At 63.3% G+C, this 16,358-nt stretch carries 11 protein-coding genes; 5 read left to right on the top strand and 6 right to left on the bottom strand.

The genetic code is table 11. The annotated features are described in order from the left end of the window. Positions 1 to 1,341: 1,341 nt before the first annotated feature. Positions 1,342 to 2,790: an ATP-binding protein gene (locus OG870_RS31300; protein ID WP_327691733.1), complete on the bottom strand. Its 1,449-nt coding sequence runs from the start codon at positions 2,788 to 2,790 to the stop codon at positions 1,342 to 1,344. A gap of 238 nt (positions 2,791 to 3,028) precedes the next feature. Between OG870_RS31300 and pglX the strand changes: the two genes are divergently transcribed. From pglX to OG870_RS31285, 3 genes are all read left to right on the top strand, one after another. After that, positions 3,029 to 6,631 (top strand): BREX-2 system adenine-specific DNA-methyltransferase PglX, encoded by a 3,603-nt coding sequence (pglX, locus tag OG870_RS31295; protein WP_327691732.1) that lies wholly within the window; start codon positions 3,029 to 3,031, stop codon positions 6,629 to 6,631. A 641-nt stretch (positions 6,632 to 7,272) separates the two neighbouring features. Beyond that, a complete protein-coding gene (locus OG870_RS31290) occupies positions 7,273 to 9,030 on the top strand; it encodes a DNA/RNA helicase domain-containing protein (RefSeq protein WP_327691731.1) in 1,758 nt (585 codons plus the stop codon). Positions 9,031 to 9,316: 286 nt separating this feature from the next. After that, positions 9,317 to 10,123, top strand: coding sequence for a DUF6602 domain-containing protein (locus tag OG870_RS31285; RefSeq protein WP_327691730.1), 807 nt, complete (start codon positions 9,317 to 9,319; stop codon positions 10,121 to 10,123). Positions 10,124 to 10,199: 76 nt separating this feature from the next. Here OG870_RS31285 and OG870_RS31280 read toward each other — a convergent pair whose 3' ends face one another. Further along, positions 10,200 to 11,309 (bottom strand): hypothetical protein, encoded by a 1,110-nt coding sequence (locus OG870_RS31280; RefSeq protein WP_327691729.1) that lies wholly within the window; start codon positions 11,307 to 11,309, stop codon positions 10,200 to 10,202. A gap of 361 nt (positions 11,310 to 11,670) precedes the next feature. On the opposite strand from OG870_RS31280, the gene OG870_RS31275 reads away from it, so the two are divergent. Beyond that, a complete protein-coding gene (locus tag OG870_RS31275) occupies positions 11,671 to 12,057 on the top strand; it encodes a hypothetical protein (RefSeq protein ID WP_327691728.1) in 387 nt (128 codons plus the stop codon). A gap of 261 nt (positions 12,058 to 12,318) precedes the next feature. Here OG870_RS31275 and OG870_RS31270 read toward each other — a convergent pair whose 3' ends face one another. Genes OG870_RS31270 through OG870_RS31260 form a run of 3 tightly spaced genes read right to left on the bottom strand, consistent with a single transcriptional unit; the run spans position 12,319 to position 13,514 of the window. Beyond that, positions 12,319 to 12,639: a hypothetical protein gene (locus OG870_RS31270; protein WP_327691727.1), complete on the bottom strand. Its 321-nt coding sequence runs from the start codon at positions 12,637 to 12,639 to the stop codon at positions 12,319 to 12,321. A gap of 4 nt (positions 12,640 to 12,643) precedes the next feature. After that, the gene (locus OG870_RS31265; protein WP_327691726.1) at positions 12,644 to 12,964 is read right to left on the bottom strand and encodes a hypothetical protein; all 321 of its coding nucleotides are present in this window, start codon (positions 12,962 to 12,964) and stop codon (positions 12,644 to 12,646) included. Then, positions 12,954 to 13,514 (bottom strand): bifunctional DNA primase/polymerase, encoded by a 561-nt coding sequence (locus OG870_RS31260; protein ID WP_327691725.1) that lies wholly within the window; start codon positions 13,512 to 13,514, stop codon positions 12,954 to 12,956. Before OG870_RS31260 ends, OG870_RS31265 begins: the two co-directional genes overlap by 11 nt. Positions 13,515 to 13,918: 404 nt before the next feature. Between OG870_RS31260 and OG870_RS31255 the strand changes: the two genes are divergently transcribed. Continuing rightward, positions 13,919 to 15,166 (top strand): hypothetical protein, encoded by a 1,248-nt coding sequence (locus OG870_RS31255; protein ID WP_327691724.1) that lies wholly within the window; start codon positions 13,919 to 13,921, stop codon positions 15,164 to 15,166. Between the two features lie 20 nt (positions 15,167 to 15,186). On the opposite strand, the gene OG870_RS31250 is transcribed toward OG870_RS31255, so the two are convergent. Beyond that, a complete protein-coding gene (locus OG870_RS31250) occupies positions 15,187 to 16,113 on the bottom strand; it encodes an aminoglycoside phosphotransferase family protein (protein WP_327691723.1) in 927 nt (308 codons plus the stop codon). Positions 16,114 to 16,358: the final 245 nt, after the last annotated feature.

Here is a 16,358-nt window from a genome sequence, read left to right as displayed (position 1 = left end):
TCCAGCTCCATCGGCCGTCTCAATTTCCGTCTCATTCAGCACGGTTCACGGCCGTTCAAGCGAGACCGGGAGCCGATGGACAGGGAGTGGCTAGCCGTACATGAACCCAGGTGAACGCCCCCGCACACACCCCAGCACCCCACCACCACAGTTGGAAAGAGTGCACGTGCGACGGTGCTGCCTGTACCAACTCGCGTGCACGTGACGCTCTTGCTGCGCCGGCCGTGCGCCCTACCCGATGGCTAAACGGCGACGCACGCTGGGTGCCGACCTTGAAGCCGAACTACCGGGGGTGGACGGTGGGCGAGTGGAAGCAAGGGAAGTGCGGTTGGCCGACTTCGGCCGGGAGACGTTGTCAGAACAAGACGATGAAGGGCACGTCGCGCTGCTACCGCCACCAAGGCAACTGGACGAAGCGTGGCCAAGCCGAACAGAAGAAGAGGGCGAGCAAGCGCCGTAAGAAGTGATGCAGAGGCACGGGGTGAGTGTCTAACTGCGTGACAACGCCGATGAACGACCGCGAACAAGCACGGACGTCAGCGGACCATCACAACAGGTGAGAGGCACACCAGCTCCAGGTCGAGGACCCACAGAAGTTGCTTCGGGACGAAGAGGTCGTGGGTTCAAATCCCGCCACCCCGACAGTGAAGTACCAGGTCAGGGGCCTGATCCGCAGCGCGGGTCGGGCCCCTGAGTGGTTTCCGGGGCCTCTTGGGAGAAATCTGGGAGAAGATCTTGAAATCCCTCTCCGAGACAGCACCCCCTGGCCGCACACGTAACCCTCCTGCAAGACCATGAGCAGAACCACTGGCGGCGCTAGGCAACAAGAACACTTCCGGAAGGACGCCGGCAGCTGTCCGCCGACGTACCCGTGCATAGTGAAAGCGGTCCGCAGCGCGAACCCACGACTGTAAGCGCCGGATCTCGGCGCGGTACGACCTTCCCTACGCCACCAGGGCACCCGGCTCCGCTCCGCGCTGCGCTCCTGCCTTCGGCCCGCTCCGCGCGCGCTGCGCCGACGCACGCCCACGTGTGGATAGGGCCGGCGGCCAGTCGATCACCGCATAGAGCGGCCCGCAGTCAAGGCAATGCCTTCGGCGGGGGACCGGCCGGCGCCGGGATGGAGGGGGCGCCGCCACCGACTGCGGGTGCGTAGTGGCGTGCGCGGGGAGGCTCCCATGGCGTCCAGGTCGTTCGTACAGTGGCGCGCTCCACCTGGACGCGACCCCGCCCGCTCCACAATGTGTCGGTCGAAGGCGGACGGGATGGGAGCTGGAGGAAGTGGTGAGCTGCTGTAGCAGGAAACAGCCCGCTGTACCCCAAAAGCCGTCGAGCGACTCCTTAGACCGAGCCATCCCCCTTCTTCTTGAGCTGATAAGCGTACCCACGGCCAGCGGTACCTGGCTTGTGCTCAATTTCATCCGCCTGGATCAGGCTTTCAAAGATTTTCTTCACCTTGCTCTCACTGCCAACACCCGTCAGCTTCCGAGCCTGCTCATTCTTGATGGAGTCGTTGACCTTGAGATATTCAACCACCAGCTGGGCCGGTGAAGCCAGGCTTTCGTGGCGTACGATAACGAGTACCGAATTGTCTTTTTCTTCGATAATCGGAGGGTGTAGATTCAACTTCTTCATCGACTCGAAGGCAGTATTAAGGCCTTCACCAACATCCTTATTGGGCGGGTTGGGGAATCGGTTGAGGTGGCGCACAAGGTATGGATTGCGACTAAGCCGTTCGTCGAGGATGTTTTTGATCGTGATATGACCAGGGAGTCGACCTGGGCTCTGAATCTCGATTCGATTCTCGAAGATTCGAATATGAATGTCATCCGTAACGGAGTAATCTCGATGCAGGACGGCGTTTGTGATGATTTCATGCAGCGCCTCATGCGGGTACTTCACACTGCGCAGGCCGTCTTCATCGAGGAAGGCGGCAGCTGCGACTAGCTCCACCGTTCGATCTACGGCATCGTAGATCTGCTTGTAGAGCGGACCCTCGATGGTCACCGGATCTCCTACAAGGCGATCGCGCGACTGCTCCTCGCTGCTATATCGATAGATCTTGATGCCACATCGCTTGGGCAGGAAGGCTTGCGGTTCATCGGCGAAGAGAAGCCCCGCCGCTACCACTGGTTTCCCCGAGATAAGCAGGTGCTGCTTCCTGAGGTACGTCTCCGGTTCTGTGACGGGCACCGCACTCAGGAGGTATTCAAGGATTGCTTCCGAATTGGTTACAACGTCGATGTCGATTGGAAGAGTTTCAGACTCGAAGGACTCAAGTCCCTTCTGTCTGCGCAGCGCAGTTAGGGCATCGACAGAAGTTACCGGAGCGTTTTGAGCGCTGAGGCGTTTGTAGACTTTCCCGTCGGGCGTCTTGCGAATCACTCGCGACTTGCGCGCGTTGATGTGTAGAACGTAACCCGGAAGCCCCTCCGCGTAGAGGAACTCGGCATCTATGTCGGTGCCGAAAGGAGATACGTCCTCAAGTGTGTGAATCAATTGATTGGCATCCTCAGGGTCCGCAAAACCGTCCCAGGAGAAACCTGTAGATAACTCGTTGACCCCAATGTACAGATCGCCGCCGTCCGCATTACTGAACGCGGAAACAGCCCTTGCTACCTTGGCGGGGGCGATTCTTTTATCCTTGAAGTCAAGGAAGTGCCCCTCCTGTCGCGCCAGGAGTGTTGCGGCTTGCTCCACAGAAATTGCAACAGTCTCGAACAAGTTCCCCCCGCTCGGGTGCGTCTCGTGAAAACCCTGCGGCGCATCGCCGTCTCTCAGGCCCCACACGATATCTCTCCGCGCAACCCAGATTGTACGCATCGTGACTTGCCAGCAGGTCGTGGCCGCGTCAGGCTTGCGGGACCGCGGCCCCCGTGTGTGGGCCCATGAGGGCCGACGACGGCAGGTGTTGACCATCAGCGACAGGGACTGCGCCAACCTTGACGGGACCCGTTCCGCAACAAGCCGCTCCTGAGACGAGCAGTAACATTCAGAGCTCTTGTGAAGGTAACCAGGGAGGGGTGCTGTGATCGACCGCAAGGCTCTGTTGAACGATCTAAAACAGCAGGTCAAGGCGGTCGAGGCTGACCTGGGCAAGCAGGTGAAGGCGCTCGATGACGTGGGTGCGCGGTTGCGGGCCGAGTACGACCAGGCGCGCAAGCTCGGGCGTACGGCGGCAACGTGGAACTCGTGGCTCGATGAGCGGATCACGCAGGTCGCGGTGGCGTGGGTGCTGGGCACGGTCTTCGTCCGCTTCTGCGAGGACAACCGGCTGATTCCGGAGCCGTATCTGACGGGCGCGGACGGGGACCGGCGTGAGCTGGCGGAGGCGCGGTACGACGCGTATGTGGAGACGGAGGAGGACCCGACCTACCGCGGTTGGCTGCAGAAAGCGTTCGAGGAACTGGGTGCGGGCCAGGCGGGCCGGCTCCTGTTCGACAAACGGCACAACCCGCTGTATCAGATCCCGCTGTCGCATGACGGTGCGCGGGAGCTGGTGGAGTTCTGGCGGCAGCGGGACGAGGCGGGTGTGTTGGTCCACGACTTCACCGACCCGTTGAACCAGGACGGCACGAAGGGGTGGGACACGCGGTTCCTGGGTGACCTGTACCAGGACCTGAGCGAGGCCGCCCGGAAAACGTACGCGCTGCTCCAGACACCTGAGTTCGTGGAGGAGTTCATCCTCGACCGGACGATGAATCCGGCGGTGCGGGAGTTCGGCCACGAGGGTCTGAAGATGATCGACCCCACGTGCGGGTCCGGACACTTCGTGCTGGGCGCTTTCCGGCGGCTGGTCCGGCTGTGGGCGGAGGGGCAGCCGGGGAGGGATGTGCATGAGCGGGTACGGGAAGCGCTGGACTCGGTGCACGGCGTGGACATCAACCCGTTTGCGGTGGCCATCGCCCGATTCCGGCTGCTGGTTGCGGCTATGGCAGCGAGCGGGGTGCGGACCCTTCAAGAAGCAGCGAAGTACGAGTGGCCGATGCATCTTGCCGTTGGGGATTCGCTGATCAAGTCCCGGCAGTTGGGGCTGTTCGATTACCTAGAGAGCCAGGACGCGAATGAGTTGGCCACGTTCACCTACATCACGGAGGACGTTCATGAGCATTCCGGGATTCTTCAGCAGGGCCAGTACCACGTAGTAGTAGGCAATCCACCGTATATTACGGTGAAGGACAAGCAGCTTAATGCATTGTACAAGGATCTGTACAATGCCTGTGCCATGCAGTACGCGCTGTCGGTGCCGTTCGCTCAACGGTTCTTCGAATTGGCCAAGAGCGGTGACGTCGATGGCAATGGGTACGGCATGGTCGGTCAGATTACAGCGAACTCATTCATGAAACGAGAGTTCGGCACCAAACTTATCGAGAAATACTTCGCCCACGAGGTAGAGCTCACCGAGGTCATCGACACCTCTGGCGCCTACATCCCCGGGCACGGCACACCGACGGTCATCCTGATTGGCAAGCGTCGTGCCGGGAGCAGTCGGTCGACTGCGATCCGCACGGTTCGCAGTGTGCAAGGGGAGCCGTCGGCGCCGGAGAACGCCGAAAAGGGATTGGTCTGGAATGCCATCGTTGAACAGATCGACAGGCCCGGTTCAACCAGCCAATGGGTATCCGTGGACGATCTTGACCGAATGCGCCACTTCGCGCGGCAACCCTGGATCTTGACTGACGGCGGCCTAGAGCTGAACGCTCAAATTGAGAGCGCGCAAGCGGCTAAACTTTCATCCGAGGCAGAGAGCATTGGATTCTGTGCTGTAACCCGAGAAGATGATGCCTACATGATCGGGGAAACTGCTGCGCAGCGACTGGGTGTCCCGTCTAAAAATATTCGATCATTCTACGGTGGCGCGTCTGTCAGGGATTGGAGTGTTCAAGATGGCATCGGCACACTGTTTCCCTATGACGACGCGACGCAGTCTGCACAGATTGATGATGTCACTGAGCGGCTACTCTGGCGCAATCGAGTGCTTCTTCGGCGACGCAAAGCCCTTTCTGGCACACAAGAAGAGCAGGGCTTGACGTGGTTCGAGTTTTCTAGCTTCAACCATAAGCGTTATTGGTCCCCCTCCCTGATCGCCTTCTCCTTCGTTGCCACGCACAACCAGTTCACTTTGCGTCGTGACCAAAGCGGATTCATTCGAACCGCACCGGTGATCAAGTTGCGGGAGGGGGCGAGCGAGGAGGAACATCTTCGGCTGCTTGGGCTACTTAATAGTTCTACGGCTGGGTTTTGGCTGAAGCAGGTCAGCCACGACAAGGGGATCCGTGGAGAGGGTGGCGGCTTTACCAGCGACGACTGGGAGCGATTCTTTGAGTTCACTGGCACCAAGCTCCAGGAGTTCCCTCTCCCAACCAAGCACCCCACCACCCTCGCTACCACCCTTGATGCGCTTGCCCAGCAACTCACCGCCGCCAGCCCCGCAGCCGTGGCAGTCGAGGCCGCCCCGGTCGCCGGCGCTCTCCGCGAGGCTAAAGTCCGCTGGGACTCCATCCGTGCCCGAATGATTGCCCTGCAGGAAGAGCTGGACTGGCAGGTCTATTCCCTCTACAACCTCCATCCCGAAGACCTCCGCGTCTCCGAGGATCCCGACGACCCAAACATTCCCGAACTCGCCCTCGGCGAGCGGGCCTTCGAAATCGTCCTCGCCCGCTGCGTCGCCGCAGGCGAGGCCAGCGACGAGTGGTTCAAGCGGCACAACTCCACGCCCATCACGGAGATCCCCGCCCACTGGCCCACCCCCTACCGGGAGATCGTCCAGAAGCGGATCGACGCCATCGAGTCGAACCGTGCCATCGGCATGGTGGAGCGCCCCGAATACAAGCGCCGCTGGGCCACCGAGGGCTGGGACGCTCTCCAGGAGAGGGCCCTGCGGTCCTGGCTGCTCGACCGCATGGAGAACCGCGATCTCTGGTTCGACGAAAACAGTCAGCCGACCATCCTCACCCTCTCCCGCCTCGCCGACGCCCTCTCCCACGACGAGGACTTCGTCTCCGTGGCCAAGCTCTACGCGCCCCGCAAGGACCTCCCCAAGGTCGTCGCCGAGCTGATCACCGACGAGCACGTGCCCTTCCTCGCCGCCCTGCGCTACAAGCCCTCCGGGCTGAAGAAGCGCGCGGACTGGGAGGCGGTGTGGGACCTCCAGCGCAAGGAGGACGCCGCGCCCGACGAGCAGGCCAAGCGGAAGGTCCGGGACTCCATCCCCGTACCGCCGAAGTACACCTCCGCCGACTTCCTTCGCCCCTCCTGCTGGCGAGCACGCGGCAAACTCGACCTACCCAAGGAGCGGTTCATCTCCTTCGGGCAAACCAACGCCGCCACCCCCGAGCTGTACGGCTGGGCCGGCTGGGACCACCGCGAACAGGCACAGGCCCTGGCGACGTACTTCACCAACACCGCGCTGACCGCCGAGGAAATCACGCCCTTCCTCGCCGGCCTGCTGGAACTGCAGCCGTGGCTCTACCAGTGGCACAACGAGTTCGACATGCTCTACAGCGGCTCCCCGGGGGACTTCTTCGCCAGTTACCGCCAGCAGAAGCAGGCCGAGCACGGCCTCACCGATGACGATCTACGCACCTGGCGGCCACCTGCCGCCACCCGGGGCAGGGCCAAAACGGGATAGGGCCGGACGTCGAGCTGCCGCCGCCGGGCCAGCAGTGACGCCGCGGCGTTCGCGGTCCCGCAGGACCCACTCGCGCAAGGTGGCCCGGTTGATGCACAGATCGGCGGCGATGCTCTTGTACGTTGCCCGGGTGTGAACTCGTACAGGGCTACGGCATCGGCCTTGAACTCGTCCGCGTGGTCCTTCTTGACGGCCCTTGCAGGTCGCAAGCGATCGAGTGTGGGCTTTGCCGTGCTGCGCCCTGGGCAGCTCTGCGGTGCCGGCGGCACGGAAGCGAGTCGGTGAGCTTGCGCTCGGTCGCATATCCGCGCCACCGTAACGCGACCGTAGCAGGCCGCTGTTCGGCCGGTTATCGCTGTCCTCACTTTGGGCCACTGAGATACTGGTCCACCTCTTGGTCCCTAGCTCGCTGCTGCAAAGAGCGTGGGGGGCGGGGCAGACGGTGGCATCGGAAGCAGGTAGGCGTAATGGCTGGCGGGGGTACGTGGTCGGAGCTGGAGGCGTTCTGGCCGGCTGAGGAGCTGGTGCGGGACCGGGACCGCCTCATCCCCAAGATTGTGGCCTGCTACGAGGCCGCACACCCCCAGGGGAAGGAGCCCTCAGAGAGCGATAAGGATTCGTGGCGGGAAAGCGTCTACGAGTTGGCCACTGCACTGTCCGATCTCGGACTCGGGCAGGTGTACGTCTTCGTGGAGTACCGCGTCCATCCGAGCATGAACCCGATCGACGTGGTGCTCGCCGGCGGTCATCCGGACGGTGGGCTCAGCTTTGCCGCGATCGAACTGAAGCAGTGGAGCGGGGTCGAACGTCCCGACCCGTCCAAGGCGAAGGACGGGCTATGCGCCCAATGCAGGAAAGCCATCACGGGATCGCTGTGCGACGACTGTGCCGTAGAGCGCGTCTTTGCACCCTTCTACGGACGTCACAAGAAACACCCTGCCATACAGGTCAAGGACAACCTGGACGCACTCAGGCGCCATCACAGCATGTTCGACGACCGATACGTACACCTTGTCGGGGCCGCATACCTGCACAACCTCAAGGACTCACAGTCCCAGTGGATCAGTAGAGTCCGGCCTGCTGCAGGCATTCCGACGTTCACCGCCCGCCAGCCGGCAGACCTTCGCAAGTTCCTGAAGAGCCACTTCAGTCCTACGTCGGACGCAACAGCAGCGCAGGAGCTCCTGGCCAGGCGCCGCTCGACTTCGCTGCTGACGTCCGAAGTCGGGGCGATCGTCAACGGCTACACGAAGTTCAGCTTGCTGGAGAAGCAGCGCGAAGCTGTGGACGGCATCATGGCCGCGGTCCGGACCCCGTCACCCGGCGCGAAGAAGGTGTACGTCGTCAGCGGCCGAGCAGGCACCGGGAAGTCGCTTGTGGCACTGACTGTGCTGGGCCAGGCCCTCAACGAGGGGGCCAACGCCCGCTTCGTGTCAGGGGGCGTGGCCTCCCGGGAGAACTTCAAACGCGGCGTCCGGGGCAAGGGCAAGGCCTTTACGACCTTGAACCAGGCCGCGGACAGGCTGGGCCCCAACGAGCTCGACCTGTTGCTGTGCGATGAAGCGCACCGGCTTACCGAACGCCCGATGACGGGCTCGTTCTCCATGCGGCCCGGGGAATCCTCCGTGTCCGTGATCGTGAGCCGGGCCAAGGTTCCCGTCTTCTTCATCGACGGCGACCAGCGGCTGTTCGCGGAGGAGATCTGGTCCGAGAAAGAACTCATCGAGGCCATCCATGAGTTGAGGGCAGAGATCGTGCCGATCCATCTCGATCGCGCCCTGCGCGCGGTCGGGAGTTCCACCTACGACACATGGGTTCAGCGTCTCATCCTCGGCGACCCTCTGCCGTGGAATCCCGATGCAGGAGCGGATCGGGAACCGTTCGAGCTGTACTACACCGACAGCGCTGCTCAGATGGAAAAGTTCCTGCAGTCAAAGCTGGATGCGGGGTTGAGTGCCCGGATGTCTGCGGGGATGTGCTGGAAGTGGACCGATGACACGGGCACCGCACCGGATGTCGCGCCGGAGGAGGGCTGGGCAAGGCCATGGAATGCCGGCGACAACCACAGGACGCCCGGTGTGCCCAAGCGCCGGTTCTGGGCCACGGATCCGGGGGGCTTCGGACAGATCGGCTGTGTCCACACGGCACAAGGCCTCGAGTACGAGTGGGGCGGCGTCATCATGGGACCCGATCTCACCTGGACTTCAGACTCCTGGGCTTTGAACCGCCAGCATGTGCACAGCAAGGCCAGCCGGGTCCGCTCCGACGACGAGTTGGCGGAGCGGGTGCGCAACGCGTACGGGGTTCTCATGACCCGCTCCATTCGCGGCACCGTGCTGTACTCAGTAGATCCGGCCTCCCGCCAGCTCTTCGCTGATTTGGGCGTTCCCAAGATCTGAGGCCTCCCTTCCCGGCCGTGGCCGCGCTGCTCGTCGCCGACAGGACGCCGTCGCGAGGGTCAGAACCTTCGATGTAGTTGTCGCCGGTGGCTCTCGCATGCTGCCAGTACGGTGTCAAAAGCCTGTGACCAACGTGCGATGACGGCCTGCGCGCCGCCGTAGACGCCTCGCGGACCGTCAACAGACCCCCGGCAGCCTGCGGACCCCAGGAATCGAACGCTCCCCATCCCTGTTTGCCGGCACCGAATCCAGGGCTGACGTGGCGAGCGCAACGTATGATCGATAGGTGACTACAGCAAAATTAGGAAAGATCCTCAGCTCTGTAGCGAAAAGGATGCGCGCCGACTTCGAGCAGTCAAAAAACTTCAATCATAACGGTGAGGCCGGGACCTCACGCGAGGTACTCATCCAACAGTTCTTTTCGGGATACCTGCCAACTCACGTTGAAGCAGTACACAACGTAGAGGTCATCGCAACGAATGGCGATGTATCACCACAGTCTGACATTGTTCTTATTGACCGCGGGACGCCGCCGTTTACTACCCTTCAAGGATTCCGCATCATCCCCAACGAATGCGTATACGGCGTTGTCGAGGTCAAGACTAAGCTGGATCGTGCGCAGCTTCTGGACTCCTGCGGCAAGATCAGCCGGATGCGCAGGATGCCCAAGACGGCATACCGACCGATTTCCGGGATCATCGCTCGCTCCACCAAGGCATACGGCGAGACACACAACTTCTTCCCGACATCAGGCATGATTGTGGCATTTGACAGTCTCAAGCTGGAAACAATCGGGGCTCACCTTGTGGACTGGTGTCGGACCCGCAACCCCATTGAGTGGCCGGACAGCGTGTGGGTCGCGGGTAAGGGGCATCTACAATGGGGCGACCCCCGCACGGGTTCACTCTTGAGGTCTCCGGTGGCGGGCGCTTCGCTAATCCAGATCGATGCCGAACCCGAGCAAGACATCCTGCTCGCGCTGGCGCTTCACCTCAACATTCACTTTTCTGACGCCTGGATGAATCCGCTCGACCTCGTCCCCTATGCAGGAGCTGCGCCGTTCGGGCGCATTTCCAACCATTGGAAAATTTAGGCGAGGGAGCGCGCAAACTGCCTCTCCGTCGCTAGGAGCGTGGCGCCTGAGTGGCAGTTTGCACTCGTGGCTATACCTAGGGAACGACCGATCCAACGAAATGGCCATCGTTGGATCGATACACCACCTCGACGTCATAGCGATCGAGTAGCGTGTACATGTCGGGCGTGGGAGCTGACGGCAACAGGATTACGCGCTTAGGCTCGCCCTCATGTTCAGGCGTCTTGACGTAGCGGCTGTAGTCCAGGATCTGCCCGAGAGCCATCCGAACGTCCTCTCGGGAGTTCGAGCCCTTTGCCTCGTACAGCGCGTGATCTGTTGCGTCGTACAGGTCGGTGCGAAGCGTTGAGGTGAGACCCTTCACCTTGATCTGGAACGCACCGGTCTGGTGTCCAGCAGACTCCAAGTGAGCTTTGTAGGCCTGCGTCAGCTCGGCCTCATGTCGGACGGCGACAGTCGCGGCCGTGGCGGCACGGATGCTCAGCTTGGTGCCGAAGGCCTCAGGAACGACGAAAGTACCGCTGGTTTCCGCGTTAGGAGTGGCCTTCCGTCCGGAGGTCCGCTTGCGGACGCGCTGCCTCGGAAGCGGCAGAGCACCGGTTGTTGCCGGTTCGGACTGGATCATCGCCGCGGTAACGGCTTTGAATGGTACGAACTCAGCCGTGGTCTCGCCAGCGGCAGGGATCACGTCTTGCGCAGCGTGCTGGACAGCGCCTTCGGGGCGCAACCGGAACACGATGACGCTGCGTTCCTGGCCGTCTTCACCATGGACTCGGCGCCAGACGTACGGCTGCATGCCGTCCAGCGTGAACATCCCCAGATAACGGTGCGTCTTTATGTCACTCCCAGGCACCTTGCCCACGCGGGTGAACACGCGAAGTACCCGGTCTTGCTCTGCGTGTCGCAGGATCGCCCGGTTCCCTGAGCCTGCGACTCCATCGAAGGTCTGGTCGCCAGACTTGCCTGCACCGGTGTACTCGAAGACCGGCCCCAGCTCATCTTCCTCAGCCAACCAGCCGTCGTAGTAGCCGGCTTGCTCGCCCACGTCCGGGTCCGAGTAGAGGTTGACTGTGCGCTTGTCGTCGGAGGGGCAAATCCCTCCCTGAGGGCTTCCCCCAAACGCTGCCCGGATCTCAGCGCGCGTACGCACGTCACCGGGGTTGATCACTTCAACGCTAGCGGTCATGAATGGACCCTAGATCATCGCACTGACAGTCCAACCAGCCCTGTGTCGAGCGGACATTGGGCTCGCCACACGTCAAGTCCATCCACGGCCCAGGCTGATCGCTCATGGGCGACCCACCCTGGACGCGGCCTATCCGTGGACCGATCGGCAACAAGCAGACACACCCGTCGCCCTGACCTGGCGAGACACGTTAGTCACATGGGGCCTCCGGAGCCGTGCGCACGAGGCCCGCTCAGCGCCGGAGGGTTGACGTCTACGGCCACGAACCAGGCCAGCAGCCAGCCCTGTTAGGAGATCACAGGTTTTATTTCCTTGATCCCTATACGCTCTTCAGCTCAGTACCACACAAGGGGAGGGTGAAGTGGCTGATCTTCAGGAGACCGCTGGGGCGTGTGAGGACGAGGGCGGGCTGATGCCGGATAACTTGGGGCGTCTGCGGAGCGCACTGGGATTCGACAGACTCGGCAAGCATGTTCTCAGCTCCATCGCCCGTGAACTCGAAGCTGTCGGCCTCGGATACTTCCCGCTCGACATCTTGGATCCTCGGTGCAACACCGAGCCGCGTAAGGACCAGCAGGTGTGGGTGTACACGCGCGATGGGGGTGAGCGTGCCCGCGTCCTGGACGCCGTTCTTCGCCCCCAGTCCTACAACGTACGAAGCGCTTTGGACGGATTGGTGAGTGGCGACTACTCGTCACTGACCGCGGAAGTGAAACTTCGCGAGGTCCAGAAGATCGTCAACGCTTGAAGCATGGTGCACGCCGCAGGTCGGACAAGGGGCCGAGCTGCGGCGTGCCAGGCCCGTACCAGATCGTGCGGGTTACACCGGGGAACGAGTCGATAGCCCGCCAGGCGCCAACACCGCTCTACCGCAGGTCAGCCCTGGAGCAAGCTCTAGACACCCTTAGCTTCCCAAGCTGATGGCGGTTGCCCTGCCGCTCGTCCGGGCTGCGGCGCTGGGGCGCCGGTCCCGGCCGAGCGGCAGGGCAACTGACCGCCGAGGAGCAGTTCAAGCCGCAGGTGCTTCACGAGGAGGGAGCAGAGGGCCGTCCGTCACCGCCTCACGCGATTCCGCAGCCAGTCCGGCCGTTATCAGTGCCGCCAGCAGCTCCGCCGCTTCCGGGCGAACGGTCCCTAGCTGCACGAACCCGTCACCGAAGACGTTCACGTCGGCCACCAGGCTGGGAAAGTCGGAGCCCAGCCCGAGTAGTACGAGCTGATCAGCCAGGGCGTCGGCGCTTCGTCGTGCGCGGTTCCAGCCGCGTACGTAGGGCACGCCGGGCGACAGGTTCTCCGCTCGCTTGGCTACCACTCCGCGCCGGTCGGTCATGGCGTCAGGCCCTTCCCTTGTGTTCTTCGGTGATGATCGGCTCGTGGTCGTCGTCGCTATGGTCTCGGCCGAAGCCGCTTGCCAGGGCCAGACGCAGGAGCTCCGCGAGACGCTCGGCCGTGGCGGGGGACACTCGGCCCAGTTCGACGAGGCCGTGCCCGAAGGCGTTCAAGTCCGCGCGCAGGTAGGGGAAGTCCTTCTCCAGGCCAGCGCGCACGAGGACGTCCCGCAGTGCGGTAGTCGCGTTTCGGGCCGCGTACCAGCCGTCGCTGTCGAGAGGCGACCACGCGGCGGCGTCTCGACCGTCGGTCGGCTCATCCGGCATCCGTGTTCGTCTCCTCGGGGAGGGCAGCGACGGCCGCGTAGGGCGTCGGGTACTGCTCGTCGAAGCGGTCGATGCGCGCCAGGAGTTCCACGGAGGCAACCAGCGCGGTTGCGAGGGCGACGGGGCGCAGCGGATTGGCCTCCGGCCGGCGTGTGGGGGCGCGAAGCCACTGATAGCGGTCATCGGACAGTGGGATGGGGCCGGGGACAACAACGGCGCAGCCGCGGCCGAGGTACCGGTACGGCGGTGTCGATGACGTTTCGCGTTCCAGGTAGTACGTGAAGGTCTCGCGGCTCTCCGAGCCGAGGAAGAACCCCACGCGCTGCGCCTTGCGGTCGACGACCGTCGGTCCGAACGGCATCCCACTTCGTAGGAGGCGGTCGAACATCTCCGTCCCGAGGCGCTGTTCGACGCTCACCACGTCGAAGAAGCGGCCGGTCGACAGCAGGCACGGCATCCGCGGATCGTCCGCCCATACTTGTCGGCATTCCGCAGGGTTGTCCGCTGCTGCGGACAGCCACTCCACGCCCCTCCTGGTCATCCTCTGCACTTCATCTCACCTCGGTCGGGTTCAGTTGCGGCCGCAATGCCGCCCTGCGTCCAGACTCAGGGGCGATGCCCCGGCCGGGGCAGATGACGAGGGGTGACGGGGGATGACGCGTCGCGCGTGGACGCGTCATCCCCCGTCACAAGTCAACGTCCATGGATCTTCAGTTACTTGCAGCGCGCGGCGATGAACAGCGCGTACATTCGGTTGTGAGGCCGAAGAGTCGTGCGCCGCAGAAGTCGCATCTATAGACAGGCGGGGAGGGAATGGTCACGCCTTCGCTGGAGCCGATCAGCGTTCGCTTACGGCAAGCTCGTGTGGGCCGGGGCTGGAGCCAGCCGCGGTTGGTGCGCGAGCTGCGTCATATTGCGCTCCGCCGTGGACACCAGCTTCCCTCTGACGCCAGCGTGAAGCGCCGCATCGCCAGTTGGGAGAACGGGCACAGCACGCCGGACGACTTCTACGGTCCGATGCTGTGTGAGGTGTACGACCTCAGTGCCGGTGAGTTGGGACTGAACCACGAAGGCGAGCGGGACACTGGCCTTCTGGACGCCAGTTATCCGGCGAGCCCCGAAGGAGCGATCGATACGGTCGGCCAGCTGTGGCGCGCGGATCTCAACAGGTACGAGCCCCTGTTGCAGACCGAGCCGTCCGAACCAGCGTGGAACGAAGCCTCGCTCCGGTGGCTGGTCGCGCCTGAGCCGGCCGTTCCTCCGCAACGTCGGGACGGAATGCGCGTCGGCTTTGGAGACGTGGCAGCAGTCAAGACCACCGCGGACATGTTCGCCGAACTGGACGACCGTTTCGGTGGCGACCATGCCCGGCACGCAGCAGTCCAGTACCTCAGTACCGAAGTGACGCCGCTCCTGCGAGGGCAGTACACGGAGCAAGTCGGACGGGCATTGTTCTCCACCGTGGCAGAGGCAACGCTCCTCGCCGGTTGGATGTCTTACGACGCCTGCCGTCACGGCTTGGCACAGCGATACTTCCTTCAGGCTCTCCGATTGGCCCAGGACGCGAACGATCGTCGGCTTGCGGGAAGCATCCTGTCCGCGATGAGTCATCAGGCGACGTTCCTCGGTCGCTACACCCAGGCTGCCACGCTCGCCCGTGCGGCGCTCATGGGCATCTCCCCCGTTGCCACGCCGACGCTCCGCGCTCAGTTCCATGCCATGGAGGCCCGCGCGCTTGCCCGGACAGGGGATGTACGGGCCTGTGAAGCCGCCTTGGGCGCAGCCACGAACGCACTGGCGAGCAGGAACAACGACGACGAGCCCGAATGGATCAGCTACTTCGACGAAGCTGAGCTTGCCGCTGAGGCCGCTCACTGCTTCCGAGACGTCAACAGCGCCCGAAAGGCCGTACTCCACGCCGAGAACGCCATGAGCGGCAGCCACGTGCGGAGCGACTTCTTCGCGACCATGGTTCTGGCCGACGCCCACCTTCGTGCCGGAGACGTCGAGGAAGCCTGCCGCGTGGCGCTCGATGCCCTCGACTTGGGCGAGCAGCTCAAGTCGGCCCGCTGTGTCAGCTACCTGGCCGAGTTCCGGCAGAACCTTGCGGGGGTCGGCACCAGCAAGGACGTACAGCTCTTCACCGATCAGGTCCGAGAGCACAGGCTGTGGCTCGCGTCGTACGACCGCGTTGGTGCTTGAGAGCTCCGCTTAGCGGGTGCTCAGAACGGACCCCATTCGTCCCGGCCCTCCCCCGTGCGAAGTGACCGGACCCGCCGGGCAAACTCGGCGGCAGCCCGGTCGTTCCTCGTGACCTGGTGACCGAGCCAGGCAACCATCATCAGCTCACGCAGGTCCGCAAGGGTTTCGTACCCGGGCCAGTTCATCAGGTCAAAGCCGTACCGGTGCACGAACTCCGCGTACTCGGCCTGCGTGTGCCAGCCGTACCGTTCGTAGAACATCGACGTCTGGACCAGGTCCCACTCACGTGGCGCGAGAGCGAAACCGTCCAAGTCGATGAGCACGGCGTGCCCGTCCCGGTGGCGGAGGATGTTCCCGATGCTGGCATCCCCGTGGATCATGCCGAAGGGGAGGACGAAGTCCAGCCGGTCGTAGTCTTTGCCGAGGCTCGCCGCTCGCTCCTCCAGGAAGGTCTGGTCCTCCCCTGAGATGCCCTCCAGGCCCCCCAAGGATGCCGCCACCTTGGCCAGTGGGTCGAAGTACGGCAGCTTCAAAGACTCAGGTTCTTCGAGCCAGTGCAAGCGACGAAGAAGATCGGCGAGTTCGCCGACCGTCCCATACTGCTCGTGCTCCTGCACGCTCTCCCAGAAGGTGACCACCCGGCCGCCGACGACGAGCGGTTGGGCGACCTCCGCCGGCACACGCATGGCCGGGAAGTCCTGTGTCTCAAGCCACCGGGTCACGTTCACAGCCCGTTCCATCTCCGCCAGCATCGAGCGATCGCGCGCGATGCGGACGATCACCGGTAACGACGCCAGGCGGTAGACCGCGTTCGAGCCGAGGCGCAGCAACTCGGCCCCGCGGGAGTCGAGTTCGGCCGTCGCGCACGCCTCTCGAAGGAGCGGCTCCAGGCCCTCCGCCGTGAACTCCGCGCCGCCGTCCGGTTCCCCGCTGCTGCCCGAGATCATGCTTCGACCATACGGGCCGGACCGATCGCCCGACAGGCTGCCCACGTAATAGGGGCGTAATGATCTTGATGACCGAAGATCACGACGACCCCTCCCCCGCAGGTCAGCACCCCAAGACCGCAACGGTCTCTGCTGGCCTCCGGAGCCGTGTGCGCAGGTTCGAATCCTGCCGGGGGCACTCGCCGAGGATCAGCAGAAATCAAACTCTGACCAGGGCGGATGCCGACACGAAAGAGCGGGAACCA

It is taken from the genome of Streptomyces sp. NBC_00461 (assembly GCF_036013935.1).
Lineage (GTDB): Bacteria > Actinomycetota > Actinomycetes > Streptomycetales > Streptomycetaceae > Streptomyces.
This window is presented reverse-complemented; position numbering and strand designations above follow the sequence as displayed.

What these genes read in the sequence shown, in the direction of transcription:
- OG870_RS31265 (WP_327691726.1), bottom strand. Translation starts at nt 12,964, where the DNA reads ATGCCGGATGAGCCGACCGACGGTCGAGACGCCGCCGCGTGGTCGCCT.
- OG870_RS31250 (WP_327691723.1), bottom strand. Translation starts at nt 16,113, where the DNA reads ATGATCTCGGGCAGCAGCGGGGAACCGGACGGCGGCGCGGAGTTCACG.
- OG870_RS31270 (WP_327691727.1), bottom strand. Translation starts at nt 12,639, where the DNA reads ATGACCGACCGGCGCGGAGTGGTAGCCAAGCGAGCGGAGAACCTGTCG.
- OG870_RS31280 (WP_327691729.1), bottom strand. Translation starts at nt 11,309, where the DNA reads ATGACCGCTAGCGTTGAAGTGATCAACCCCGGTGACGTGCGTACGCGC.